This window comes from Rhodococcus sp. G6(2025), from assembly GCF_058628105.1.
On record NZ_CP179750.1, the window covers coordinates 3640451 to 3665890 of the forward strand.

26 protein-coding genes and 2 pseudogenes are annotated in these 25440 nt (G+C 65.4%); 18 read left to right on the forward strand and 10 right to left on the reverse strand.

The window, feature by feature from the left end:
- The first annotated feature begins 471 nt into the window (after window positions 1-471).
- The 3 genes from ACLIVD_RS16775 to ACLIVD_RS16785 all read left to right on the forward strand — a co-directional run bounded on the left by ACLIVD_RS16775 (window position 472) and on the right by ACLIVD_RS16785 (window position 4380).
- Window positions 472-921 (forward strand): hypothetical protein, encoded by a 450-nt coding sequence (locus ACLIVD_RS16775; protein ID WP_491932722.1) that lies wholly within the window; start codon window positions 472-474, stop codon window positions 919-921.
- 160 nt (window positions 922-1081) lie between these two features.
- Complete coding sequence (locus tag ACLIVD_RS16780; protein WP_491932723.1) at window positions 1082-2356, forward strand: ATP-grasp domain-containing protein; 1275 nt, start codon at window positions 1082-1084, stop codon at window positions 2354-2356.
- A complete protein-coding gene (locus ACLIVD_RS16785) occupies window positions 2356-4380 on the forward strand; it encodes a CocE/NonD family hydrolase (RefSeq protein ID WP_491932724.1) in 2025 nt (674 codons plus the stop codon). Before ACLIVD_RS16780 ends, ACLIVD_RS16785 begins: the two co-directional genes overlap by 1 nt.
- Before the next feature lie 391 nt (window positions 4381-4771).
- Here ACLIVD_RS16785 and ACLIVD_RS16790 read toward each other — a convergent pair whose 3' ends face one another.
- Window positions 4772-5704: an NADP-dependent oxidoreductase gene (locus tag ACLIVD_RS16790; protein WP_283354487.1), complete on the reverse strand. Its 933-nt coding sequence runs from the start codon at window positions 5702-5704 to the stop codon at window positions 4772-4774.
- Between the two features lie 297 nt (window positions 5705-6001).
- On the opposite strand from ACLIVD_RS16790, the pseudogene ACLIVD_RS16795 reads away from it, so the two are divergent.
- A pseudogene (locus ACLIVD_RS16795) lies at window positions 6002-6815 on the forward strand (SDR family NAD(P)-dependent oxidoreductase).
- Window positions 6816-6919: 104 nt separating this feature from the next.
- Here the strand turns inward: ACLIVD_RS16795 and ACLIVD_RS16800 are convergent.
- Window positions 6920-7276 carry a glutamate--cysteine ligase family protein gene (locus ACLIVD_RS16800; RefSeq protein ID WP_280783738.1) on the reverse strand — a complete coding sequence of 119 codons (357 nt, stop codon included), beginning with the start codon at window positions 7274-7276 and terminating at the stop codon, window positions 6920-6922.
- Between the two features lie 383 nt (window positions 7277-7659).
- Here ACLIVD_RS16800 and ACLIVD_RS16805 point away from each other — a divergent pair, with 383 nt between their 5' ends.
- A complete protein-coding gene (locus ACLIVD_RS16805; protein ID WP_283331770.1) occupies window positions 7660-7989 on the forward strand; it encodes a helix-turn-helix domain-containing protein in 330 nt (109 codons plus the stop codon).
- 154 nt (window positions 7990-8143) lie between these two features.
- Complete coding sequence (locus ACLIVD_RS16810; protein WP_491932725.1) at window positions 8144-8908, forward strand: ANTAR domain-containing protein; 765 nt, start codon at window positions 8144-8146, stop codon at window positions 8906-8908.
- A gap of 55 nt (window positions 8909-8963) precedes the next feature.
- On the opposite strand, the gene ACLIVD_RS16815 is transcribed toward ACLIVD_RS16810, so the two are convergent.
- Window positions 8964-9377 (reverse strand): DUF6292 family protein, encoded by a 414-nt coding sequence (locus ACLIVD_RS16815; RefSeq protein WP_477955036.1) that lies wholly within the window; start codon window positions 9375-9377, stop codon window positions 8964-8966.
- Window positions 9378-9591: 214 nt separating this feature from the next.
- Window positions 9592-9679 (reverse strand): annotated as a pseudogene (locus tag ACLIVD_RS16820) (Hsp70 family protein); the annotation flags it as partial.
- 352 nt (window positions 9680-10031) lie between these two features.
- Between ACLIVD_RS16820 and ACLIVD_RS16825 the strand changes: the two are divergent.
- Both ACLIVD_RS16825 and ACLIVD_RS16830 read left to right on the forward strand, forming a co-directional pair.
- Window positions 10032-10226 (forward strand): hypothetical protein, encoded by a 195-nt coding sequence (locus tag ACLIVD_RS16825; RefSeq protein WP_491932726.1) that lies wholly within the window; start codon window positions 10032-10034, stop codon window positions 10224-10226.
- Window positions 10227-10315: 89 nt separating this feature from the next.
- Complete coding sequence (locus ACLIVD_RS16830) at window positions 10316-10594, forward strand: hypothetical protein (RefSeq protein ID WP_491932727.1); 279 nt, start codon at window positions 10316-10318, stop codon at window positions 10592-10594.
- Between the two features lie 200 nt (window positions 10595-10794).
- Here the strand turns inward: ACLIVD_RS16830 and ACLIVD_RS16835 are convergent, their stop codons facing one another.
- Complete coding sequence (locus ACLIVD_RS16835) at window positions 10795-11316, reverse strand: MerR family transcriptional regulator (RefSeq protein ID WP_280783732.1); 522 nt, start codon at window positions 11314-11316, stop codon at window positions 10795-10797.
- Window positions 11317-11443: 127 nt separating this feature from the next.
- Here ACLIVD_RS16835 and ACLIVD_RS16840 point away from each other — a divergent pair, with 127 nt between their 5' ends.
- The 6 genes from ACLIVD_RS16840 to ACLIVD_RS16865 all read left to right on the forward strand — a co-directional run bounded on the left by ACLIVD_RS16840 (window position 11444) and on the right by ACLIVD_RS16865 (window position 15874).
- Window positions 11444-11866 (forward strand): Hsp20/alpha crystallin family protein, encoded by a 423-nt coding sequence (locus tag ACLIVD_RS16840; RefSeq protein ID WP_491932729.1) that lies wholly within the window; start codon window positions 11444-11446, stop codon window positions 11864-11866.
- A 69-nt stretch (window positions 11867-11935) separates the two neighbouring features.
- The gene (locus tag ACLIVD_RS16845; RefSeq protein ID WP_491932730.1) at window positions 11936-12259 is read left to right on the forward strand and encodes a hypothetical protein; all 324 of its coding nucleotides are present in this window, start codon (window positions 11936-11938) and stop codon (window positions 12257-12259) included.
- A gap of 406 nt (window positions 12260-12665) precedes the next feature.
- Window positions 12666-13055, forward strand: coding sequence for a J domain-containing protein (locus tag ACLIVD_RS16850; RefSeq protein WP_283331763.1), 390 nt, complete (start codon window positions 12666-12668; stop codon window positions 13053-13055).
- A 762-nt stretch (window positions 13056-13817) separates the two neighbouring features.
- Window positions 13818-14204 (forward strand): MerR family transcriptional regulator, encoded by a 387-nt coding sequence (locus ACLIVD_RS16855; RefSeq protein WP_283331762.1) that lies wholly within the window; start codon window positions 13818-13820, stop codon window positions 14202-14204.
- A 426-nt stretch (window positions 14205-14630) separates the two neighbouring features.
- Window positions 14631-15131: a hemerythrin domain-containing protein gene (locus ACLIVD_RS16860; RefSeq protein WP_283331761.1), complete on the forward strand. Its 501-nt coding sequence runs from the start codon at window positions 14631-14633 to the stop codon at window positions 15129-15131.
- Between the two features lie 32 nt (window positions 15132-15163).
- The gene (locus ACLIVD_RS16865; RefSeq protein WP_280783835.1) at window positions 15164-15874 is read left to right on the forward strand and encodes a hypothetical protein; all 711 of its coding nucleotides are present in this window, start codon (window positions 15164-15166) and stop codon (window positions 15872-15874) included.
- A gap of 31 nt (window positions 15875-15905) precedes the next feature.
- Here the strand turns inward: ACLIVD_RS16865 and ACLIVD_RS16870 are convergent, their stop codons facing one another.
- From ACLIVD_RS16870 to ACLIVD_RS16885, 4 genes are all read right to left on the reverse strand, one after another.
- Window positions 15906-16070: a hypothetical protein gene (locus tag ACLIVD_RS16870; RefSeq protein WP_491932731.1), complete on the reverse strand. Its 165-nt coding sequence runs from the start codon at window positions 16068-16070 to the stop codon at window positions 15906-15908.
- Between the two features lie 455 nt (window positions 16071-16525).
- The gene (locus tag ACLIVD_RS16875) at window positions 16526-16987 is read right to left on the reverse strand and encodes a CinA family protein (protein WP_280783834.1); all 462 of its coding nucleotides are present in this window, start codon (window positions 16985-16987) and stop codon (window positions 16526-16528) included.
- Between the two features lie 631 nt (window positions 16988-17618).
- Window positions 17619-17948 carry a hypothetical protein gene (locus tag ACLIVD_RS16880; protein ID WP_283331759.1) on the reverse strand — a complete coding sequence of 110 codons (330 nt, stop codon included), beginning with the start codon at window positions 17946-17948 and terminating at the stop codon, window positions 17619-17621.
- 100 nt (window positions 17949-18048) lie between these two features.
- On the reverse strand, window positions 18049-18471 hold the full coding sequence (locus tag ACLIVD_RS16885; protein ID WP_283331758.1) for an Hsp20/alpha crystallin family protein: 423 nt from the start codon (window positions 18469-18471) through the stop codon (window positions 18049-18051).
- Between the two features lie 732 nt (window positions 18472-19203).
- Here ACLIVD_RS16885 and ACLIVD_RS16890 point away from each other — a divergent pair.
- The 3 genes from ACLIVD_RS16890 to ACLIVD_RS16900 all read left to right on the forward strand — a co-directional run bounded on the left by ACLIVD_RS16890 (window position 19204) and on the right by ACLIVD_RS16900 (window position 22946).
- Complete coding sequence (locus tag ACLIVD_RS16890; protein ID WP_491932732.1) at window positions 19204-20361, forward strand: FUSC family protein; 1158 nt, start codon at window positions 19204-19206, stop codon at window positions 20359-20361.
- A gap of 896 nt (window positions 20362-21257) precedes the next feature.
- Window positions 21258-21404, forward strand: coding sequence for a hypothetical protein (locus ACLIVD_RS16895; protein WP_283331757.1), 147 nt, complete (start codon window positions 21258-21260; stop codon window positions 21402-21404).
- Window positions 21405-21542: 138 nt separating this feature from the next.
- Window positions 21543-22946 carry a diguanylate cyclase domain-containing protein gene (locus ACLIVD_RS16900; protein ID WP_491932733.1) on the forward strand — a complete coding sequence of 468 codons (1404 nt, stop codon included), beginning with the start codon at window positions 21543-21545 and terminating at the stop codon, window positions 22944-22946.
- 258 nt (window positions 22947-23204) lie between these two features.
- Here the strand turns inward: ACLIVD_RS16900 and ACLIVD_RS16905 are convergent, their stop codons facing one another.
- Window positions 23205-23567, reverse strand: a complete 363-nt coding sequence (locus ACLIVD_RS16905) for a cupin domain-containing protein (RefSeq protein WP_283331753.1) — start codon at window positions 23565-23567, stop codon at window positions 23205-23207.
- 1128 nt (window positions 23568-24695) lie between these two features.
- Between ACLIVD_RS16905 and ACLIVD_RS16910 the strand changes: the two genes are divergently transcribed.
- A complete protein-coding gene (locus tag ACLIVD_RS16910) occupies window positions 24696-25379 on the forward strand; it encodes a nucleoid-structuring protein H-NS (RefSeq protein ID WP_491932734.1) in 684 nt (227 codons plus the stop codon).
- The last annotated feature ends 61 nt before the right edge of the window (window positions 25380-25440 follow it).

Sequence of the window (25440 nt, forward strand, 5' to 3'; positions counted from 1 at the left end):
GGGGGCAATGCTCGGGGGGATCCGGGACTCGGCGATAGCTGGGGACCTGATCGGGATCGAGGGAATCGGCGGACTCTGTCGGGCACGGCGTAGCTCCTCGCTGGCAATTCAGTGGGATGGAGCCGCATCGCTGCTGTACGGATTCGCTCTTCTCTGTATGCCCAGTCGTTCCCAAAACAAATCAGTCGCCCTGCCGAGGCACGTGCTCGATGCGGCCGCTCGACGACCACGGCATCATCCCGGAAGACCCGGTGATCGACGACTTCGGGACACCAGACCTCGCCGAGACGAGCAGGTCAGGGTAGATGCGCCCTGGTGAGGTTTGCGTCGCGCCAGGATGGGCGCAGTGCCAAACCTTGCCCACCCGAGAGATGCGGTTTCGTGTCCGTGTTTCAGGGCATAGCTACAGCAGATGGCAACCACGAACGAAGCCGAGAATCCGGCGTTCTGGTTCATCAACGAGGAGTGATCATGGGTACCGAACCAGGCAAACAGCTACACGAAGAACCACAGTCCGAGCGCGGCCCCGAAGGCTCACGCGACGCGGGCCCGGACCAGGCTGGAGCAGGCCAGACGGACCGCAAGCCGGGGTCCCTGAATCAGGAGGAGGTCACCTCCTCCGCGGAGCAGGGCACGAACCCGGCGCCCGCTGGCGGCTCGCTGCCTCCCGGCGGCGCGGAGCCGGCGACACCGCCTTACGACGGCCGGACGACCAGCACGAAGGAAGGGCGCCCGGAGCACGACGACCATGTGGACGCCACCGGAATGCAGTCGCCGACACCCGGGGAGACCCCACGCGGCGCGGTGGCCTCTCCGGCCGAGGAGAAGCCCGCTGTACACGCGGCCGAGACCGAGGGCAGCGACTCCGGAGTGGGACCCGCGCATCAGGGAGGCGTCGGCAAGGGCGAAGACAAGAAATGACAGACCCCGGCAGCGCCGCTGGGGATGTCTCAGAAGGGGGGGCGCTCGTTGCCTGCCCGGCACCCCACCAGGCGCCCGATATGTGTCTGTGCCGCGTTCCCAGCGGCTGGACTGATTGCGGGTCTGGCGTTATCGAGGGCGCCGGCAGGGAGGGTGAGGTATGCCCGAGAACGTGTTTGTCCTGGGACTGGATCAGCACAACAAGCGGATCCTGGAGCGGATGCCGGACGCGCGAGGGTGCCGGTTTCATTCCTTGCTGTCGTGGGAGGAGATGTTCGGCGAACGCATCGCATTCGATGACCTGCTGAGCTCAGCGCAGTGCCAACTCGATTCCTTCTCCGGATCGGTTGATGCGATCATCGGATTCTGGGATTTCCCGGTCAGTGCGATGCTGCCACTCTTGCGCAATTGGTGTGGGCTCGCCACAGCCTCCGTCGAGGAAGTGGTGATGTGTGAGCACAAGTACTGGAGCCGGATCATCCAACAACGTGTGATCGAGGAGTACCCGCGGTTCGGGCTCGTCGACCCGTCCAACGACCGCGAACCACCAGCGAACGTGCATTTTCCGATGTGGATCAAGCCGGTGAAGTCCTTTTCCTCCCTACTGGCCTTTAGGGTCACCAACGTCGACGAGTTCCGTCAGGCGTTGGGCAAGATCCGCGAAGGGATCGGCTGGGTCGGTGACCCGTTCGATGCGCTCCTTGCCCGGGTCGAGCTCCCACCCGAGATCGCCGGTGTCGGTGGCAGCTTCTGCGTGGCAGAAGAGGCTGCGGCGGGGCGGCAGGTGACGGTGGAGGGGTTCCGCTACCGTGGCGAAGTCGTCGTCTACGGGGTGGTCGACTCGGTGCGGGCAGCCACCTGCCCGAGTTTCCTTCGCTATCAGTACCCTTCGTCGCTACCCGATTCCGTCTGCATCCGTCTGGCGCATATCACGCGCCGTGTCGTCGAGGCTATCGGACTCGAGCGGATGACGTTCAACGTCGAGTTCTTCTGGGACACAGTCACAGACACGGTCATGTTGCTGGAGATCAATCCGCGGCACTCACAGTCGCATGCGACGCTGTTCGAGGACGTGGACGGGGCCGCCAACCATCAAGTGGCGTTGCGGCTGGCGCTCGACAGAGACCCCGAACACCCGAGTGGCAAAGGTTCTTTCGCAGTAGCGGGCAAGTTCTTTCTTCGTCGCTACACCGACGGCATCGTCCGTCGAAGTCCACGCCGGGACGAAATCGACGCGATCGAGGCAGTGGTGCCCGGGACCTTGATCGATATTGCCGTCCATGCGGGGGACCGGCTGTCGGACCTGCGCGGGCAGGACAGTTACAGCTTCGAATTAGGCCGCGTCTACATCGGGGCGTCCAACGAGGTGGCGTTGACCCGCAAATTCGCACGTGTGGAAGCGGCGTTGCCCTTCGAGTTCGAGGCGGTCGGCTGATGCGCACGGTGACCGTGTTTCCGTCCATCGTCCGTGAGGACCGGCACGTCTGGATCCCGATGCGCGACGGAGTCCGGCTGGCCGCGCGCATCTGGCGTCCCGAGCGGTCCGACACGGCGCCGGTTCCGGCGATCCTGGAGATGATTCCGTACCGACAGGGTGACCTCACGGCTCGGCGGGACTCGATCCACCATCCCTACCTCGCCGGGCACGGCTATGCCGGGGTGCGGGTGGACTTGCGGGGCAGCGGGAACTCGGAAGGGATTCTCACCGGTGAATATCTGGAACAGGAACTGACCGACGCCGAGGATGTGCTGGCGTGGCTTGCCGAGCAACCGTGGTGCACGGGTCGGTGCGGGATGATGGGCATCTCCTGGGGTGGGTTCAATGCGCTGCAGGTGGCGGCCCGCCGCCCACCCGAACTCGACGCGATCGTGACAGTGAGTTCCACCGATGACCGCTACACCGATGATGTGCACTACATGGGCGGATGCCTCCTTTCGGACAACCTGTCGTGGGCGTCGACGATGTTCGCGTACAACTCGTGTCCACCGGACCCGGCCGTGGTGGGGGACCGGTGGCGGCAGATGTGGCACCAGCGGCTGACCGGGAGTGGGCTGTGGATCGAGGACTGGCTGCGTCACCAGCGGCGCGACGACTTCTGGCGGCACGGTTCGATTTGTGAAGACTATTCTGCGGTGACCTGTCCGGTCCTCGCGGTCAGTGGGTGGGCCGACGGCTACACCAACTCCGTGTTCCGGCTGCTCGCCCACCTCGACGGACCGCGCAAGGGGCTGATCGGACCCTGGTCGCACAAGTATCCGCATCTGGGAGAGCCGGGTCCCGCGATCGGTTTCCTCCAAGAAGTGGTTCGCTGGTGGGATCACTGGCTCAAGGATGTCCCCAACGACGTCATGGACGAGCCGATGCTGCGGATCTGGATGCAGGAGACCGTTCCGCCACTCACCGCATACGAGGATCGACCCGGCCGTTGGGTGGGCGAGCCGAGCTGGCCCTCACCCGACATCCACTGCAGCGAACATCCCCTCGAACGCAACCGTGTGGGCAATCCAGGGGAGAAGGTAGGGGTCGAGGAACTCGCGATCGAATCACCACTGTCGGTCGGCCAGTTCGCCGGAAAATGGTGCTCATACAACGCCCCTCCAGACCTGCCCTACGATCAGCGCGAGGAGGACGGTGGCTCACTGGTTTTCGACACCGACGAGTTCACCGACCGCTACGAAATTCTCGGCTCTCCCACAGTCGAGCTCGAGCTCGCCGCGAGCAAGCAGGTCGCGATGGTTGCAGCGCGCCTCTCGGACGTCGCACCCGACGGCCGAGCAACCCGCATCAGCTACGGCCTACTGAACCTGACCCACCGAAAGAGCCACGAGGACCCCGAACCGCTAGTTCCTGGAGACCATTACACGGTCAGTGTGCAACTCAACGCCATGGCACAGGCCCTGCCAGCAGGGCATCGCCTCCGGGTTGCCCTCTCGACTTCCTACTGGCCACTGGTATGGCCGCCGCCGGAGCCGGTGCGGCTGTCGGTATTCACCGGCTCGAGCAGACTCGTCCTGCCCCTCCGCCCGACCATCAATCGCGATGAATTGCCGTTGCGTCCGTTCGACGATCCGGAAGGGGCTCAACCGATCCCGATGACGCAACTCGTGCCCGGTGAAGAGCACTGGACCGTCTCACGGGACCTGGTGCGCTATATCTCCGCTCTCGAGGTCGTCAAGGACCTCGGCGTCATCCGTTTCGACAACAGCGGACTCGAGGTCGCGCGACGGGCGTACGAGCGCTACAGCTGGGTTGGTGACGACTTCGGGTCGGTTCGCGGTGAAACGGAGTGGACGGTCACCTTCGAGCGGGAAGACTGGAAAGCGTCGACGACCACCCGCACCGTATTGACGTCCACCGCGGAAAACTTCCGCATCCAAGCCGAGCTACGCGCGTATGAGGGCGGCCAGTGCGTCGCCACCCACGAATGGGACCGCACGGTACCCCGTGACCTCGTGTGAGCAATGCGGCATGTCATCTCAGAAGGCAGCAAACTCTGAATATGATGCTCCGGAACGGTAATCGGCCTGGTCCGCGTCCACCTGATCCCGGATGGCCAACGGTGTGTTATCCGAATTCCTGGGTTCCCTTCGTGACCCTCCACACGACAGCAGGATCCGGCGCATTCTCGGCCATGAAACGCGCTCGCGACATGCACGCTCATGGAGTGCCTGCCCGGCCCATCGACGGAGCACAATCGACCGCGTCCCGGCTCTGATCAGCAGCCTGGCGTCGGATGCCGCTGCTCGACTTGTCATCGGCATCATGAACGTCCGACCAGAACCTGCCCACCTCAACGCTGTTGTCAATCAGAATCTTTCACCGCGAAATCGGGCCGTGTCCCTCGCCGGGTCACGCCCGCGTGGTCTGTTCCAGGTCGATCACGATCTTACCGAGCACGTGCCCGGACTCCATCGCGCGCAGGGCTTGCGGCGCTTCATCGAAGGGGTAGGTCTGCAAGATCTTGGGGTCGACCTTGCCCTCGGCGACCAGGCGGGCGACGCTGGGAACCCCTGCGGTGCCCGATACCAGGAACGTGCCACCGATTTCGTCGACACCGGGATCGACGATGGAGACGATGCGGGCAGGGTTGGTGATCAAAATGGCGACCTGCCGCAGGGGTCCGCCGCCGACAAGGTCCAGGATGGCATCGACACCACCGGGGAGCAGTTCCCGCATCTGCTCGACGACGTCGCCACTGTCGTACGGCACCAGCGTCGCTCCGAGACTCTCCACCAGCGGCCGCTTGGCCGCGCTCCCGACACCGAAGACCGCGGCACCACGGTCCCGCGCCAGCTGTGCCCCCATCACGCCGACCCCGCCACCGATGCCGTTGATCAGCAGCGTCTGGCCCTCGACGATGTCGAGTCGCTCCAGCACCTCCCAGGCGGTCCCGCCAGCCACCGGAAGCGCCGCCGCCTGCAAGAAACTCAGCTGCGGGGGCTTGTGCGCGGTCGCCTCGGCGAGCAGCACCGCGTGCTCGGCGTAGCTACCGTGCTCCGGTGCGGACCTGCCCATCACCGCGTCGCCCTCGGAGAACCCGGTGACGTCGGATCCGACCGCCACCACGACACCCGACGCTTCGACACCGAGAACCAGGGGGAAGGCCGGGGTGGCTTGCGGGTCGGCCATCGCTCCGCTGCGGATCTTGTAGTCGATCGGATTGACCCCGATGGCCTTGACCCGGATCACCAGCTCGCTGGGACCCGGGGCCGGCTCCGGCCGGTCGAACCAGGTCTCGGTCTCGGGACCGCCGTAGGAGGTGTAGCCGTAGGCCCTGCTCATCCTGGTGTCCTCCCCAACGTTGCGGCACGTATCCGTTCCCATCCTGCCTCTCCCAGCCCTGCGGCCGCAGGCCGATCGCGAAGGCCGGAAATGTGCGTTCGTGGTCCGTGGTGCGCACGGCCACGACGGCCCAGGGACCACCGAGTTGGATGCGCAAGGTCATCGCCAATTCTTGGGCGACGAGCGACGGCGTGGGGGCTACGGCAGCCGCACACTCCTCGAGAGGGTGGCGGGGTGTACGGGTGGGCCGTCGGGGTACTCGAGTCCGCGACCGGAATCCGACGAAAGGCAGGGGACGTGACCGAAAAACCGGACACCACGCAGGCACCGCGACCACTGGCCCTCGTCACCGGCGCTTCGCACGGCATCGGTCTGGAACCGGCGAAGCTGTTCGTGCAGGACGGGTACGACCTCGTCGTGGTGGCGGACTCCGACGCACTCGACTCCGCGGTCGCTGACCTCGCCTGCACGGGAGCGACGATCATTCCCGTGCGCGCCGACCTGAAGACCGAGGAGTGCGTGACCACGGTGTACGCGGCCGTCGGGGAGGACGGCAGGCCTCTGGCCGCGGCGGTTCTCAATGCCGGTGTGGGACGCGGTGGTTCATTCGTCGATACCCGCTCGCCGACACGCTCGCCGTCGTCCACCTCGACGTCCGCTCCACCGTGCACCTGGCCAAATTGGTTTTCGACGACATGACGCGACGGGGCGTGGGCAAGGTGCTCGTCACCTCGTCGGTGGCGTCGACGATGCCCGGCCCCTACCAGGCGGTGTACAACGCCTCGAAGTCCTTCGTGGAGTCGTTCAGCGAGGCGTTGCACAGCGAACTGACGGGCACCGGTGCGTCACCATCACCGCGCTGATGCCCGGGCCGACGGACACCCACTTCTTCGCGCGGGCGAGATTGGGCGACACGGCGCTGGGGCAGGGCCCGAAGGATGATCCCGCCGCGGTCGCGAAGCAGGGGTACGACGCGATGTGGCGGGGCGAGCGGAAGGTGGTCGCCAGTTCCGTGCTGTCGAAGGTGATGGCTACGCTCGGCGCCGCCACGCCGGACGCGGTCGAGGCGGCCGCACACAAGGTCCTCGCCAAACCGGGATCGGGACGGTAGCTCGGCCGCACCACCGCCACGGGGAGCGCCGACAGTCGAATATGCTCCGGGGCAATAAAAATAACCCAACTCTGATGTGCAGATTGGTGGGCGAGGGTGGTCCGTTATGTCGAGCGGGTCCGGCGGTGTGCCTGTTCCGAAGGTGCGGCGTTGCTGGATGGCGCCGGTGCCGCGGGCGAGGACCGCTGGTGGGCCTGGTGCGCCCGGTGGTAGTCGCTGGTGCGACCCAGGGCGGGGCGAAGATGGTCGAGCAGGCGCAGGATCGGGTCGGTGGCTGGGACCAGATGCCCGGAGACCGGGTCGATGCCGTGCCCGTCGATTCCGTCGCGGGCGGCGCGCCAGTACGCCGCGTGCGTATCCACCGGGCTGGGGGTGTAGCCCCGGAGGAGCGCGGTGGGCGGTGACGACAGACCCTGGATCAGGGTCGCCACTACCGCGGCGTCGTCGTCGGTCGCGGGCACGTCGGCGATTCGGGCTTCGATGGCAGTGGCACGAAATTTCTGTAGTGCTGACTGTAGACTTCCTCCAGTCATCGGCATAATATTGACCGCAGATCGGCGGAGACGACCCCTCCGGGGGCCGCCCCGACAAGACACCGACGGGAGCGGAACTCTTCCAGATGCGGGTTCCGTACCCGGAACCCGCATCTGACGAATGAGACTGTTCACCCGTAGGCGCGGGGTCTCGAGTCGAGAGGCAGGTGTTGCGTAACTCACGAGATCTGAAAGCTGTGCATCGAATGTCGGGGTACCGGCGGCCGCTGACACCGTGGTGAACGCGGGCGGGACCCCGGTACCGCAGGCGCGCAGTCCCGCCCCGACCATGAAGAAGCACCGAGGTATTCGTGGACGAGAACCCTGACCGTGAAACATCGAGGAACGAACTCGACAATGACGACTATCCGGCGTTCAGCATGGGCCGCGCCGTCGACACCCTCGGTGTCACCGCCGCCTTTCTCCGCAGTCTCGACGACATGGGTTTGGTGGTGGCGCAACGTTCTCCGGGTGGGCATCGCCGGTATTCGCGGAACCAACTCCGCCTCGTCTCCCGCGTACGCGAGCTGGTCAGTAACGGCACCGCCGTGGAAGCCGCGTGCCGCATCGTCTCGCTCGAAGAACAACTCGCCGACGCGCGGCGCGATCTGCGGGATCGGACCGCCGACGACCGTTCCTGACGGCGATGCAGGATCAGGGATTTCGAGTACAGCCAACCGGCGGGCGCCGTTACCGCGCTTTCAATTGGTTAGTCATGAGCACAATCCCTGAAAGAGGTATGTGAGATGGCGTCTGAAAGAGGTATGTGAGATGGCCGCCGAGCTAGTTGGTGACATGTCGGCGACCAATGCATTGGACGTCGTCATCGAGGGGGTGGCAGCACTGCGGGGTGAGGCGGCGACGCAGAATCTCGAGACGGTGCTGGGTCGGCTCGCGAAAACCGCCCTTGTGGCGGTTGCCGATGCGGATGCGGTCAGCGTCACGCAACTCGAAGACGGGGTTCCGCGCACCGTTGCCTCGACCGACGACGCAGTAATCGCCCTCGACGAATGCCAGTACGCCGCTGGGCGGGGCCCGGGCCTGCAGGCCGCGACGTCATTGCGTCCGGTCCGAGTGGCGGGCGCAGATCGCGACCGGTTTCCCGAATTCACCATCGCCGCAGAGAACGCCGGAATTCGGGCGTGTCTGTCGGTACCGGTTCTGCTCGATGATCGAGATCCCGGCGATGTAGTGGGAGCGTTCAACGTCTACAGCTACCGTGTCGAGGCATTCGACCCGTTCGACGAGCGATTGCTGCGGTTGTTGACTACCGCAGCGTCGGCCGCGATCGGCAATGCGCGGGGTTGGCAGCATGCCAGCACGCACGCCGAACAACTCGCGACTGCGTTGGTCTCGCGGGCGGAGATCGATCAAGCCAAGGGTGTGCTGATGGCCGTTCACGGGTTCACCAGCGATCAGGCGTTTCGGCATCTCAAGCAGATTTCCCAGCGCACGAACACCAAACTCAACCAAGTTGCCCGCAAGTTCATGCAGGACTGCACCACTGATCGCCTGTCGAAGCGCGAACCGGGCGGTGAAGCAGCGGGGGATTCCGTGTAGATCCCGGGTGGGAGATCAGCCAGGCAGGCCTGTTCCGGCCTCGCCGGTTCGATCGTTACCGCTCCCGCGGTTCGGGAGCGGCGGCATCCTCACCGATCCAGTGGACGAGCGTGGGGACCGGAAAGGCCTCCGGGGTTCGGCATTCAAGGTGCAGCAGGTCGGCGATGAGTTCGTCCGTTCGGTCGCCGATACGCTCGGGCTGAGGGTGTGACCCGACTCCGAGTCCGGTGATGATCAGGATGCGGTCGATGCGCTGGCCCTCGATGCCCAATGACCAACCGAAATGGTGATTCCAAGCGACCAGGATGCGGCGTCCGCTGTAGTACCGGAACTGCTTCGGTAGCACCACCAGTGCGTCGAACGTGACCGTGTCCCATCGGCGCATCGTTTCGGTGTTCAGTGCGACCGCGACCGCGACCACGTACGCACTGATGTCCGAGGGGTCGGCGGCGCCGGCGCGATGCTTCATCGAAGAACTCTTTCTCTTTCGCGGAACACCCGACCACCGTGGTGACGTCTATGATGCTCCATTGGGCCTGGTCAGCGCGTAAAGAGCGGGGCGATCCCGCCGGTGCGGATGGGAGTGTCGGACCGGTCAAATATTGGGGATTCGATCTGCCGGTGCGACCGGCAAAATCCGCAACCGCGGCTTTGCGCTGTCACGCTTGGGATGGTCACAGTCAGGACGCGACCACCACCGGGTCGCCGCCCCTCCAGCACGCACACCACCGAGTTCGTGGTGCCGAGATCGATCCCGACCGCCCGTGCCACAACTCCCTCCTTACACCCCGGGCGCACCCTCGGCGCACCGCCGAAACCCTCCCGTTGACAGTTCAATTTTCGCTCCGTACAACAACCAGCGTCAAGAAAATATGCCGCAATTGCAGGATGTTTTCTCCTGCCGCGGGAGGACCTACGACGGTGCTGGCTACCGCCCCGTGCAACGCGTGGGTGGGGTCAACCCAAGGCCGGCGGTGCGGTAGCCGCCCAGGCAGCCACTCGCCGCCTCGCACCGCCGAGGGCGAGATTTTCTCCCCCAGATGCACGAGGTTTGTGGCAGAATGTAACCGCTCGGACAGGCGCGGGCGGTGGACGCCCGCACATATGGTCGGGGGCGGTGACGATGACAGATGAAATACTGGTGGCGCTGAAGAACTACGAATACCTGATCCTCGAGCACGGCTGCGAGAACGTCAGCCTGGTCTGGCATACCGACTCGCTGGTGTTCGGCGAGGCCGGCTGCGCCGACATCGACATGCTCGCCCAACCCGGTTTCACCCCGGCCACCGAGTGCTTCGCCCGCCGCGAGGACACCTGAGACGGCCGCGGAGCGGAACCGCGGGGCGGACCGGCACCCGCCATCCCCGCGATCGGATGCGATCCCCAGCAGCGAGGAGGTCGATGACGATGACAACTTCACCCCGCATCACCACCGCACACGACGAGATCCGCCGGTGGATTCAGGCCCATCGCGGCGCACCGGCACGCGATGCGACGGGTGCTCTGCGGATCGACTTCCTCGGTGTCACATCCGGACTCGAGCACCTGTCCTGGAACGAGTGGTTCACCGCCTTCGACGAGCAGGGCCTGGCCCTGTGCTATCCGCACCCCCATATTCGCGGCGGAACCAGCGCCTGGTGCGATCTGGTGCCCCGCGCACGGACCGGTGCCGGTTCGGCGAGATGAGCACCTGGCACAGTCACTATCTCGGCCCGGGACCGAACGGAGCTGAGGTGGTGGCGCGACAGCTGTCACAGCAATCTCCGGCGCACATCGCCTGCTGCGGCACACATACGGTGAGCGAGCAGACTCGCCGCCCGTAACCGGTCATGCCCGCGTTGACGAGTGTCCCGGCACGCCGGTGCCGAAACGGTGTGCCGGGTGCGTTAGTGGTGTTCGCGTTCGCCGGCGCTGTGGGTGCGGGTGGGGCCGGCCCGCAGGCGGGGATTCTGCCCGGAGGCTGACCGCCGTCGGGGCCTTCCGGGCTGCGCCGCATCACTCGCGGACCGGTCCTCGTCAGCGTCGACCTCGGGGGCACGGGAGGCACCAGTGTGGTCTGTACTGGTCACGGGATCCTGCTCGGCGCGCAGTTGCGCGTTGTCGGCTTGCAGGCGGCGGTTGTGGCGTTCGAGTTCGTCCGTGCGGTGCTCGAGGTCGAGAACCCGGCCGATACCGACGAGGTTGACGCCGGCCTCGATGAGTTCGGCGATGCGCCGAAGCCGGGCCAGGTCGTAGTCGCTGTAGCGGCGGGTGCCGCCGTCGGTGCGGCCCGGGGTGATCAGCCCGTAGTCCTCGTACAGGCGCAGCGCCGCGACCCCGAACCCGGACAGCTCTGCGGCTACCGAAATGCCGTAAACACCGCGCAGCGACGGTGATTCGGAGTCGTACCGCTCGGATTTTTCGGGCACTTTTGCTCCGATCGGGAATTTTCTCGCACAACCTCTTGTCATGGTCTACGACAGATGCTATACCAAACCTACAGCATCTGCTGGAGTTTACCTGGTGGAATGAAGAGGGTTTCAGGAGGTGGACACGATGTTGATGCGTACGGATCCGTTCCGCGACCTCGACCGTCTGACGCAGCAGTTCCTCGGCACCGCGGCCCGTCCGGCGGTGATGCCGATGGACGCCTGGCGCGAACAGGACCGGTTCGTGGTGGAGTTCGATCTACCCGGTGTCAATGCCGACTCGCTGGATCTGGACGTCGACAAGAATACTCTGACGGTGCGCGCCGAACGGTCCGCGCTCGACGAGAACCGAGAGATGGTTGCAGCCGAGCGTCCGCGCGGGGTGTTCAGCCGGCAGTTGTTCCTGGGGGAGAACCTCGATGCGGACAAGATCGAGGCGAATTACGACGCCGGGGTGCTGCGGTTGACGATTCCGGTCGCCGAGAAGGCCAAGCCCCGCAAGATCGAAATCAGTAGTGGGCATTCGGAGAAGAATGCGGTCAACGCCTGAGGCACGGTCGACAGGGAGACCGTCAACGCTCGACCGAGGTGACAAGGCTCGGGAGGGGGTGAACTGTCGATGACATTGGCGAACATGGTCACCGAGTTGAACGCCACCGTAATTCCGGAGCGCAGCGAACGCCAAGTGGTGTGGCCGTGGCACGAGCGCGACTACGCAGTGCTCGAGGCCGATTCGGATCACATCCTCGCCGACGCGCTGACGCCGCAGGCCGTGGTCCTGCTCGCTCGGTTGGCGAATGCGCCGGCCGGTCCGCCGCGGCCATCCCCTCCCGCTTCGATGGGGTGGACGGTGTCGGCTCCTCCGGTCCCGGAGATCCGGGCCACACAGCGTTCGCCACCGACATCCGGAAAGTCCCTCCGCAAGAGTATGTTTCGTATGTGATGCAATTCGGAAAAGGGGTGATGAATCAGACGAGTGCACCCAGCTCACGGGGTTCGACCGCTGCCGCCTCCTTCACCTGTCAATCCTTCGCGCGCGGCGCGCCGAACCCCGGGCACGCCGCCCGATGCCGCCGATCAACGAAAAGACCATACGACGGCGCCGACCGCGCACCCGACAACAATCCGTGGTGGTTGTGTCGGATGGACCGGGGCGCACGGCCATCAGTGGCGGACGGGGTCTTCGTCGGCCGTTCCGGGCGGGGAGTGCCCAACCCAGACATCTGGAGAATCAGGAAAAGCGCGGGCGGACCTTCCTGTGGTTCGGGCCCGCCCCGTCCTGGTGGTTCCGGCACCCCGAACGCCCGGAACCACCTTTCTCCTGCGCATCACACGAAAGGGGTGAGGTGATGGCCACCGGGCGGGATCCATATCGGGTGCTGGGCCTTTCCTCGTCGGCGTCCCAGGCTGACATTGCCAGTGCCTTCCGGCGGTTGCTGCGTGAACACCACCCCGACACCCGCACCCACCACCAAACCCCCGACCCGGCGGCGGACGAACGCCTCCAGCGCATCCTTTCCGCCTACACTCTGCTGCGCGACCCCGCACACCGCGCCGCCCACGACCGGGCAGTCACCGACCGCGCAGCGGCCGAACCCGGTGTCCGGCCTCCCCGATCGCCGCGGGCTCCGACCCAGCCTGCCACCCCGGTCCACATCCAGGTCGTCGTGCGCGGTACCCCGCCGCGGCGCCCACCCGCGGCCGGGTTGTGGGTGAGTCCGGTGCGATGGCACCACTGACAGGTGCACTTATCCGGCTGAGGCCCGGTCGAACGCCAGACTGGATATACCTTTCCCGGTTGGGCACATTTTCTCCCGAATTGCAGCCCGAACCGCCCGAGCGGCCGGTATGAATCAGCGATTCTCGCAGCATGTTTGGTGGCTCGACCGAGTCCCGCGGGATGCGGAGGGCGGTGGTTTGGACTCGGTGGCGGCGCGGCGGGACAACCGCGCCGGCCACCCCGGTGGTGCCTTCGCGACGGGCGACCGTTCGACCGTCTCGAGCGGAAGGCGAAGAGAATTGTGCCGGCGACATCGCCGTCGAGCGAATCCTCGGCCGGTACGAGAGGGCGGCCAGTCCACGGCGGCCGGTGCGCGGAGATCAACCAGAACCCAGATTTTCTCACTCCCGGTACGTTCGCGAGTGAATGTGCGCGGTCGCCGCTCCGCCCCCGCGGGTGGAGAGGTGGCCCGTCGACATGAAACCTTGCATCTCCGAAATATCTGTAGTGAAGACTGTAGACATTGCGATGTCGCCGTTGTAGAGTTCCTCTTGTCGCAAGGAAAGAGTTCACGAGGTGCGGGAGAGGATGAACTGCCCGCCGAGAAGTACCGCTAGACCAGGATGTGCTGGGTGAGGGTTGATGTGAGTGTGTAAGGCCCCGGCACATCCGGCGGCTGCCGGGCGGCACGAAGAGCCCGACGGCCGGAAGAAGTGCAGTAAATAAGGAAGTGAATCCCGCTCCGGCCCCCGGTGCCTCACGGCGCCGGGGGCCCTGTCCGTTGAAAGGTGTCACCCCCATTCAGGAAGATTCGCCCGACCGTGACCCTGCCGGGAAGTTCGACGACGAGGACTACCCGGCCTACAGCATGGGTCATGCCGCCGAGATCCTCGGCGTGACGCAGGCATTCCTGCGCAGCCTCGACGCCGCGAAGCTGCTCACCCCCGGACGCTCGGAGGGCGGCCATCGCCGCTACTCCCGATACCAGCTGCGTCTCGCCGCGCGAGCCCGCGAACTGATCGACCAGGGCACCGCACTCGATTCCGCGTGCCGCATCATCATCCTCGAAGACCAACTCGCCGAGGCCCGACGCATCAACGCCGAACTCCAGCAGGTCCAGCAGGCCCACGGGCCCTCATCCGGTCGGATCGGCCCCGCCCTGGGATGAGACGGCACCGGCGTGGGTCGCTGAAGGTCGCGTCCTGCCAGCTCGACGTTGACCAACTGACCATCGCCCTGGGAGGCGAGTTGGAGTGGTGAGCGCGTCGTTGGTGACGTAGCCGGTCGAGTCATGGGAGTGCCTTTCTCGGAGGGTAGGAACTCGAATGTCTGTTGCCGAGTGGTACCACTGCATCCCACCGTGAAACAGCCACGGCACTGGGTGCCAGTCACCGTGTGGACCCGCTGCGGCACCGGTCGTTGCAGGCAGGGGTGCGCATGAGTTCTGTCCGTCGGCGTCCCGGCGGAGGTGGTCAGGTCGCGGCGCAGCGGGATGCGGATCTCAGGCCCGTGTTAGCGCGTGGTGTTGGTGGGTAATGCGTAGAGGACGTCACCGCCCGTCCTTTTCCATCCGATTCCCATGTGTGAGGTACCCATGTCGACTGATGCGATCGTGCTTCTGAAGAACGACCACAAGGAGATCCGGAAATTGTTCCGGGATTTCCGCGGTGCGGGACCGAACGCCGAGGTGGAGAAGGGTCGCATCGTGAACAAGATCATCGAAGCGCTGACGGTGCATACCTATATCGAAAACGAGGGGATGTATCCGAAGGTGCGTGAACTCGTCCCGGATCTCGAGGACGACATCCTCGAATCCTACGAAGAGCACCACGTCGCGGACGTGCTGGTCGTCGAGCTGGCAGCGATGAAACCCGACGACGAGCGGTTTGACGCGAAGACCACCGTGCTGATCGAGAGCGTCGAGCACCACATCGAAGAAGAAGAGCAGGAGTGGTTCCCGAAGGTGCGAGAACAGCTGGGACGTAAACAACTCCAGGAAATCGGCGCGAGGTTGCTGGAATTGAAGGAGAAGGCGCCGAGGTCTCCATCCCAACCGTCGGCATTGAAGAAGACTGTCGACGCCGTCCTGAAGTAGGGGGTGTGAGCGCGGACGGACGGCAGCGAACCATGCATCTGGCGGAGCGGACCCTCGATACCGCACGGACGCTGTTTGTGGGGATGCCGTTCCGGGTGGCCGCCGCGATGCGGGGCGGCGTCCGGGTTTTCCATCCGCGTGGCCTGGTCGCAACGGGGCATATCGAACTCGGCTCCCCCTGGTGGACGCTGAAGACCGGAACACCGATCGACGTGGTGGCGAGACTGTCCGGGGGAGTGGGAACTCCGTCGGGAGTACCGGACGTGCTCGGGCTGGCGTTGAAGATCCCGCTCGATCCGCCCGACACCGAATGGGATCTTCTGCTGGCCAGCTCAGGCACCTCGGCGGTGACTCGGATTCTCCCGCTCCCCGCACGGGGGTGGAGCAGCGCCCGGTACAGCAGCCTGATGCCCTATTCGTCGAACGGAACGGACACCCAATGGGTGCTGGCCGTCCCGGTGGGACCCCATCCAGCGACGACCTCACTGGATTCGCTGAGGCAGTCCCTCACCGACGCGCCGCTGCGGTTCCGCTTGGACCTGGTCTCGGCGACCGGGTCGCCCGTTCCGGCTGGGCAGGTGACGCTGACACGGGTGCAGGAGCTGACGGACGACGAGCAACCCACCTTCGACCCGGTACTCCACTGTCCACCGGGGTTGGCGCTGCGCCCCGCATGGCTCGCCGGGGTGCGGGTCGGCGCGTATCGGGGTAGTCGCCACGGCCGCGGCGACCCGTCCTCGTAGATCTCGCCGAGTAACGCTCCGACGACGGCGTCTATGCATGCTGACGGCCGCGGATCACCACGATCTCTTCGATGCGCTGATCCGCGGTGATGATGCCGCGGGACGCGAGCATGCGGCGACGCGCGGTCAGGACGGGACCGAAGGGAATCTCCCGCCGAGCGATGACGTCGACCCTCAAACCCTGCTCTTCGAGCATGACCTGGGACGTCGGGTGCCTGGGTGCAAATTCGGTCGAGGAGCAACCTGTGGGTGCCGGCATCCCAGGCGCGCGCCATGCCGGAGCCGGGGATTCGGTCTTCCTCAGAGGGCACGTACGGTGGGGGAGAGATCCCCAGGTCGAAGCATTCGCCCCGGACGGGCACGGTGACGCTGCCCTGTAACACCGGATCGTGTGCCCGTGCACGCGAGCGTTGATACGTAAGTACCGCGCGGCGCGAGATGTCGATCGCGGTGACGCTGCCGGCCCCCCAACTCGGCTGCCCGAACGGTGAGCGCTCCGGTACCGGTGCAGATGTCGAGGACACGCGTTTGCGCGTCTGGTGGTCCGCCAGGGTGTCAGCGAACAGCCAAGTATCGTCCTGTGGTGGATAGCCCCGGGTTCGTAGGATCAAGACAACTCCTCATGCCTTCGGGACCGAAACGCCGCACTTATCAGCGCAGTGCGTCTTCGAGCAAGAACAGGGCATGAGCGGTAGTCGCTTCCACCACGTCGCCGGGATCTCCATCGAAGTGCCGCAGCTCGGTGCGAGCGGAACCGTCGACAAAGACCCCGAACCACACGGTCCCCGGTGGTTGTCCGTCCTGAGGTTGGGGTCCGCCGGCACCGGTGACCGCCACCGCAAGATCCGCGCCGAGCAACTCCGCTACTGATGTCGCCATCGCGCGGGCACTGGGTTCGCTGACAACCGGGCCGTCTGGAACCTGCAGTAATCCATGTTTCACCGAGCTGGCATAGGCCACGATGCTGCCTCGATACCACTCGGACGACGACGGCGCGGCACCGAGAACGGAGGAGATTCTCCCGCCAGTCAATGATTCCGCGGTCGCAATGGTGAGTTGCCGGTCGCGCGCCACGACAGAGATCCGTTCCGCACGCTCGTCGCAACTACTCACTCGCCGCGCCCCGGCGGATGCGGTGAAGTCCAGATACACTGGCCATTCCGGCCGCGAGCACAATCACCAACAACATCACATTGATCATCGGACCTCCACCTCGTGCTTCGAGCAGGACTCGTTGCTGACTCTCCCGGACTGCAATTCCTGCGAGTAGTGCACCGCTCGCCTTCGACATTCAGTCGCCGGCGCCGATACTTTTCGGCGGCCCCGCCGGCTACAGGCTGAACCGGGGAGCCTGGCCGTCATCGCGTCCGGACACGACGACGACGTGAGTACCGAAATACCCCGCGACGAGTAGGCGCAATCCCAGAATCGCAATCGCCATACACGGGAGTGCCAGTCGGCAGAACCACTGCGCGCCATCTGACGATGAGCGAGGGGGTGCGGACCGGGCCCCCACAAGCTCGTATCGACGACTCGCGGAGTCCCGGTTCGGCCCGAAGTGCAGGAAGAATTAGGGCCAGTCCGCGAGTTCACGGACTGGACCCGAGGGAGCGCACCTGAAAGCCGCAACAGCCACCGAAGGGTGCTATCAATCAGGTCGACACACTGCGCATGCATATAATTACCCACCACCCTAGGAGCGCACGGCCTCCTTGGTTCTCAACCTTCGGGGCGTGCGTATACGTCAGAGGTTGGGAAGCGCTGCGGCGAGGAAGACGACGCCGGCGGCGATTCCGAAAGTCCCGGTGAGCATGCCGAGGAGCGCTACCAATCCCTTGGACTCGTTCCCTTCGACCCCGGGGTGTCGGTTGGCGGCGATTCCGGCAGCGATGGCGCCGGCACCGAGCAGGATGCCGAATCCGAGCATCCAGAACATCACGTTCGACAGCGAGCCCAGCATGATCGAGAGGTCACTGCAGTATTCGCCGAGAGGACGACGCGGCCTGGTGGGCCAGGATGAGTGTGGCTCGGAATTGTGGCGATCGTGTCGGAACTCGGTCGTGGTGGCAGTCATCTTTCAGGTCCTCAGAGTACGGGCAGTGGGTCGGATGCGTTTGTCCGGCATCGGGTTCGGTCCAGCGGTGTGTCGCTGGACCGAACCCGGGTGCGTGGTATCAGCCTTCGATGGGGGTGCGGTCACCGCATGCGACGGGTGAGCCGCTGCGGGTGATCTCGATGCGCCGCGGTTTCGCTCGTTCGGTGACCGGCAGGATTACGCTGAGAACACCGTTGTCGTAGCTCGCCGAAATGCGGGCGACGTCGATGTTCTCTCCGAGCGACACCTGGCGCCGGTAGCGGCCGCTGAAACGTTCCGATGTCAACCACTGCACACCGTCGTCTGCCTGGCTTCGATGGGCGGTCAGGGTCAATACCCCGGCGTCGACATCGATGTCGATCGAGCCGGGGTCGATGCCGGGCAGATCGGCTCGGGGTGTCGCCTCCCGGGTCCACTGGAGACTCTCGGTGACCCGATCGGCTCTGTCGGCGGGTTGGAGGAATGGGAAATAGGCCTGTTCGGCTTCGAAGGGTGGGATCATCGATCTTGCCGTGAAGCAGACGGTGGGCGTGGCGGTGGGTTTGCTTACTGGGAAAAGCGCGTTACCGTGTAGAGCAGAGGTTGAGTTCACAGCCCGGCAGACAGTGTCCGTCACCGGCTACGATTCTCGGCCTTTCTTTTTGGGTTTCTCGGGTCGGTCCCACCCTGGAGGAACCTCATGACCTATTTCCATTCCGTCGTCGACTCTCCGGAACAGGTGCAGTCCTGGTTTGCGGACACCTGGCGGTGGAACACCACCGCTGCCGGGGCCACCGAATCCCGCATCGACATCGACGAGCCCCCCGGGCGGCCCGGTCGTGATCCGGGAACGTGGACGCCGTCACCGTGCCGGCGTCCCTCGAGATCGCTCGCTTGTCGCCGGCTTCAGCAGGGGGCATCTGACCACGGAAAAATAGACCGATTGGTATTTTAAGTTTGTTGTCTCGTGCGCCGAGCATCGTGGCCGGTCTCCGGCGCAAGGACTCGCCGCGGACCAGACTGCCCACCGACTGTCATCGCGGAGATGTGGCGCATCTTGGAGTCCTCCCGGGAGGTCGAGTCGTCGTTGTTTTCCTCGCCGGAGGGGGAGCGTGGCCGGGACCGGGCGCGGCGCGAAGCGCACCCCAAACGAGTCTGCCCGGCCGAGAACACGAGTGGCACGTCTGCCGTGCAGAACCGAACTGAAATGAGTTGACACCGAGCTGATGACTTCTGTACCTGCTGAGAGTTTGACATGAGATGGTTTCTTCCCGCGCGGACCGATATTCAGACGCAGCGACCGAGTTCGGGTGCATGGGGTACCTGGCTGCGCAGTGCCCTCCAGCAGCCGGGGTTGGTGTCGGCCGTCAAATGCACTGTGGCGGTGCTTATCGCGTGGTGGCTGGCCGATCGAGTGCTGCAGAGTCCCGAGGCCTTCCTCGCGCCCTACGCCGCCCTGTTCATCATCGGCACCACGGTCCGCAGTTCGGTCGCCGCTGCCGCACGTCAGGTCACCGTCGTAGTGCTCGGTGTGCTTGTGGCCGCGCTGGCGACACAGACCTTGCCCGAACTCGCCGCCATCGCAGGTGCGGTCGCAGTCGGTACGATCCTCGGCCGCAGCCGGTGGCTGGCGCCGGACGGGATGTGGGTGGCGATCACCGCGCTGTTGGTGTTGCTGTACGGCACGGCAACAGATGCCACCCTGGTGTTTCATCGTGTCCTCGACGTCACAGTGGGTGTGCTCGTCGGTGTCGCGGTCAACGCTCTCGTCCTGCCTCCTGACAGGCTCTCCACGGCGCGTGATCTGATTCTGCAACGTGCCGAGGAACTCTCCGCCCTGCTCGCCGATCTTGCCCACGGGCTACGGTCCGGGCGCCACGATAGTGATCGAGGGCGGCAACGGGTGTGGGATCTGCACAAGTCGACCGGCGCCGGCGCTGCACTGAGTGAGGGTCGGGAAAGCCTGCGAGGCAACATGCGCAGCGTCGGCTGGGCCAGAGTCGGGGGATCTCGGGTGTACCAGCCGATAGCTACGATTCTCGACGACACGTTGCTGCAGGTGTCAGTGCTGGAGGTCGCAGTCGAGGCACTCACCGCCTCCGAGGATCGGTTGGAAGGTTCCACGGCGCCCATTCCGGATCAGCTTCGGTGCGAAGCAGCAGGGCTGATCGAGGGGTTCTCGGCTGCATTCGACAAACTCACGTGGGATCCTGCCCACCATCGAGAGCCCTATCTTCACGTTGTGCATACAGCTCTGCCCGATGCGCGCTCGCGCCTCGAGTCCTTCAGGGAGACAGTCCAACGGCGCCAACCCTCATCCGGTGCGTTGCAGGCGATCGCCTTGGCGGCGGATGGTCTGTGGGCCGCCCTGACCGTGCTGGATAATTTCGACGAGCAGCGGGAGCATCATTAGTTCCAGGTGCAGTCGACAGGGCCGGCCATGGTGGATGGTGATCGCCCCGTGGGGCGCAGAGATCTGTCACATCAACCGCAGCGGTGGAACAGGGGGTGGGAGTAGCTGACCGTCGTTTCACCGAGGCGGTGCGGCTCGATCAGTTCGCTGTGGTGGGCCCGCCCTCGCGCGTCCGTGGTTCTGTTTCGTATTCGCTGGTACTCCAGTCGACTCACTTCTTCGGCCATCGCCTTTGATCAGTTCATCTAGGACGCGGCGCTGTCGATCGCCGAGAAGGTATGCCTCGGAGGGGTGTGTAGAGACCGAGCCGTGCGGTTGCGTTCCACGCCGCCCGCTGTAATTGGCCGAGGGGGATCGGCAGAACCGCGGCGAAGCGCTCGAGCGTCTGCCGTTGCGGTCGGCCGTGTGTGCCGCCAATAGCCGGGGAACGTGACGTGCGGGAGTCGGATGCCTCGCTGCTCGGCAATGTCGGCTGCCTGTCTGGCACTCACCGGTTGACAGTTCAGCCGCTCGCCTAGCTCGCTCACGGTGGCAGGCGGGCCTCCGAGCATGCGCGGCCTCCGATGCCCGAATCCCAACGCACGTGGTATCCGCCTCCTTGATGGAACCACCGACCCGTTAACGACCCGGGCGATGGAGGTGAGCGCCGATGCCTCCCACCTGCGGGGTTCCTGAAGAGTGGCGGCGCCGTCGCCAAGGCGGGTCTCACGTGGGTACGGCGCCGCTCGTTGTCCGGTAGCCGGTGCATCGTTGCCACGCAGGTCCGGCGTACGCGGGTAGTGGGGACGTAACGCTACTGCGTGTGAATCAGATCACATAAATGCGTGGTTGCTGAATACATCGACGCGGCCGCTCGCGGCGGCGCACCCCAAAAAAGCGACGAAGGCAGACTTCTCATGGCGACACCCACGAACCCGACGTTCTCCGTGTCCACACCTCGCACGCTGCGGCGACCCGGCGTGATGGGCACCGCCGAAATCAAGGCGAGAATCGAAGCCATCTATGCCGACGATCGCCGACCCGTCACCCGCACTGCTCGCTGACACGGTGCCGGTGGAGCACGGGCCGGAGATTTGAGTAACGACCAAACGTCGCGCTTCGGTCCTCCTGCTTACGCTCGAACCTGCTTTGCTCATCGACACATCGCCTCGACACCTCGACACCTCGACAGGACAGCCAGGATGGAACCGGCAGCGGCGGACCCTCGTCTATTGCTCACGGTGATCGAACGCGCTCCGGATCTGGTCGCCATCTCGGACTACGACAGCGGTCGCCTGCGCTATCTCAACCCCGCTGGCATGCACCTGATGGGGTTGGCCGACGAGGCCGCGGTCGGGGCACGCAGGGCGCCGGAGTTCTTCACCGACGTCGGGGTGGTGCAGGCGCCCGAAATGGAATCGGCCCTGCTCGAGCAGGGCCAGTGGGAGGGCAGGTCGGAGTTCCGGCATTTCGTGACCGGGGAACCGATCCCGGTGACCGTGTCGATCTTCGTGGTCCAGCACACCGAGGACCACCGTCCGGCGGTGATCGCCTGCATCGCCCAGGACCTGCGGACGGCGCAGGAGCACGAACAACGCTTGCACACGGCGATGGAGGCGGCGGCGTACCGGGCCCGCGAACAACAAGCCCTCGCCGAGCTGAGTCGGCTCGCCGTGGACGGCGACCTCCACGACGTACTCGCGGGCGCCGCGGACGCGGCCGCCGCGTTGATGGGGGTCAACTGCGCCGCGGTCGCCCGGGCCGGTGAGTCGGGCGGGGTGTTGCGGGTGCTCGCCTACCGGGGGCAACCACCCGCACTGCAGGCCTTCGCCGCTGGTGCCGCTTCCCAACCGGGATATGCGGCGGCGGTCAACGAGACCATCATCTGCCCCGACCGCTATGGGGAGCACCGATTTTCCACCGACACCATGAAGACCCGGGGACTGCGGTCCGGGGTGTGCGTCCCTATCGGAAGCGCCGGGTCGGTGTGGGGTGTGTTGACCGCGCACAGTGTGCGCCCCCGGGAGTATTCCGACCGCGAGGTGACGTTCCTGCTCTCGGTGGCCGCGGTGCTGGCGGCGGCGGTCCGGCGTATCGAGGCGGAGGAGGGGCTGCGGTATCAGAGCGTGCACGATGTGTTGACCGGACTACCGAACCGGGCCCTGGCGCATCGGCGGATCGATGTGGCCTTGGAGGCGGCGCGCCGCAGCGAGTTCGGGGTTGCGGTGTTGCTGGTCGACCTAGACGGGTTCAAGATTCTCAACGACCGGCTCGGCCACGCGGTGGGCGATGACGCCCTGATCCGGTGGGCCGAACGGCTGCAATCGGTGGTGCGTCCCGCTGACACCGTGGCGCGGATCGGGGGCGACGAATTTCTCATCGTGTGCCCGGAGATCGGTTCGGTCGAGGATGCCATTGCAGTCGCGACCCGGGTCACCGAATTGCAGGTCGGCCCCGGTTCGGGCGGGCGTGGTCTTCGGTTCACCGCCAGCGTCGGCATCGCACTCGCCGGTCCGGACGGGACCCGTGAGTCGCTGATCCGGCGCGCGGACGCGGCGATGTATCAGGCCAAGGCCACCGGGAGTGGGTTCGCCGTGGCTCCATGAGCTGAATCGCCTTGCCGCTGAGTCGATTTTATGCTGACGTCGGGATGGTGGCTCGAGAAGGCGAGCGGAGTCTCCGACGCCATCCTGTCCCGCCACATTGCCACCGGCGTCTCGAGCCGGACGAGCCTCCCATGACCGGCTGCGAAGACCGCAATGTGTTGACGCCATCGCCGCGGTCATGGAGCGCACCGCGCCCGCCGACGCGTGCCACGCCTCCTCGCGCGCGTGCGATGAGTGGGCGGGACACGGTGCAGTCGTCTACCGTTTGGCGTAGTCGGCGACGCCGGTCCAGTCGATGACCACGCAGGGCTCATCACCGAGGATCCAGGCGTCATGTCCGGGCGGGCAGACCATGAGATCACCCGGCCCGAACTCCATGTCCTCTCCGTCGTCCATAACGATCTTCATGCGACCCGAGATGACGTAACCCATGTGAGCGGCTTGGCAGCTGTCGGTCTTGGCTATGGGTTTGACGTGTTTGGACCACTTCCAGCCGGGCTGGAAGGTTGCCCTCCCCACAGCGCCGGACGGGACGTTGACGAGTTCGAGCTTGCCCATGTCGTCCTCGAAGGGGCGGGTTTCCTCGGGTGAATTGAGACTCTTGCGGATGAGACCGGACATTGTTGTCCTCCCACGTCGTTGTGGCGGTACCGACCGAGGCGGCGGACCTTCGACCGCTAGATCGGAACCGCGCGCTGAAGCGAATTCCTCGTCCTCTGATTCTGGGCGGGCTCGCTGGCTGCCGCAATATCTAGCCTGGCCACTGGGTGAGTCACTGCCGCCGACACGCTGGTGGCTGCTCGAGGATCGCGGTGTGAACGCTTGGATGGGGACGGATGCGCGGCGTACGGGCCCTACCAGGACATGCCCGGGGTGACCAATTGACGTCGCAGCATGAGTGTGAGACCAGGAATGTGTCCGGCACCACGGCCGTGGGGATGGGTGAGTGGAACTCGCCTTAGAGTGGCTGTCTCGCTGGCGCGGGAAGCGCAGACACTGAACGGCGAACCCACCCGGCGGGTGCCACAATGAGAATGCGGGGGAAGCGGTCGAACACCCACACCCGTCATCGCTAGCACGGACCCATGACCGGAACAAACGGAGCTGCGCCGTCCCGACAGGGCGGTCCCGCCCTGGACGGCATCAATGGCCAAGGCCAAGGCCAAGGTGAGGCAGAAGCTGGACGGAGTGCTCGGGCTCGGGTCACAGCCGACCTGGTCAGCGGGCACCGTCGAGGTACGACGCCAGGTTCGCTAGGGAGGAGGCGATCCCGGCCTCGTGCCCCTTGGCCGATGCCGGGTGGCACGTCAGCGGCGGTGACGGTCACCTCGGTCCCGTCACCGGCGGCAATGAGGTGCCAGGTTATCGTCATGGTGCCGCGTACGACGGGTCGTCGGCTTCGAACACCGTCCGCTGTACTACTCGCTTCGGTGGCGTCAGGTCGGTGCGGGAAGTCGTGTTGTGCAACGACATTCCGGCATTGTTCAGACAGGCCCTCGGCCGAGCCGGGCTCGGGGGCGACAGGCGTGAAGGGGAGATGGTGGGTGAGAACGAAGCATCAACGGGTGCATGCAGTTTGGTGCCAAAATGGCGATCTGTGTCAGTCGCACTATTTGCCGACATGCACCGCACACTCTGCCGGTCGCTCATTGACTCACATTCACGATTAGTCTGTGCGGTGATGGATACGTCCGAGAAGGCCGCCCGTGCGTCGGCGGCCGTGACTGCGGAAGGCAAGCGGAGTTGGCAATGAACGTTATCAGCGGTGCCGCGCGCGCCGCCAGAAATGCAGTCGGGGTTCTTCGGGACGCGGGTGAGGGCGCCTGGTCCTTTACGAGCAGCAAGCTGCGGCGACGGACGCAAACATCTGAGGAAGCCAGAGCCGGACTCGAGGTGGAACCCCAGCTCACTACCGAACCCGAGTCGGAGCCGATCACATCCGAGGCGCCGACCGCGAAGAAGGCTGCGGCCAAGGTACCTGCGAAGAAGGCTGGTGCCGCCAAACCGAGCCGGTCTGAGACGGCGCCCGCCAAGGGAGGCTCCAAGGCAATTGCCGAATCGGCGCCGTCTGAGGTGGTGCCCGCGAAGAAGGCTGCGGCCAAGGTACCTGCGAAGAAGGCTGGTGCCGCCAAACCGGCCCGGTCCGAGACGGCGCCCGCGAAGAAGGCTGCGGCCAGGGCGCCTGCGAAGAAGGCTGCGGCCAGGGCGCCCGTGAAGAAGGCTGCGGCCAAGGTACCCGCGAAGAAGGCTGCTGTCGCCAAACCGGCCCGGTCCGAGACGGCGCCCGCGAAGAAGGCTGCGGCCAAGGTTCCTGTGCGGAAGGCTGCTGTCGCCAAACCGGCCCGGTCCGAGACGCCGGCCGCCAAGACTCCCGCAAGGAAGACTGCGGCTGCCAAGAGGGGCGGCGAGGCAGCTGGGGTTCCTCCCGAATAGTGACCATCGTTCCAGCGAGACCGTCGGACCGGCCTTTTCGGTGTCTATTATTGGGGAACGC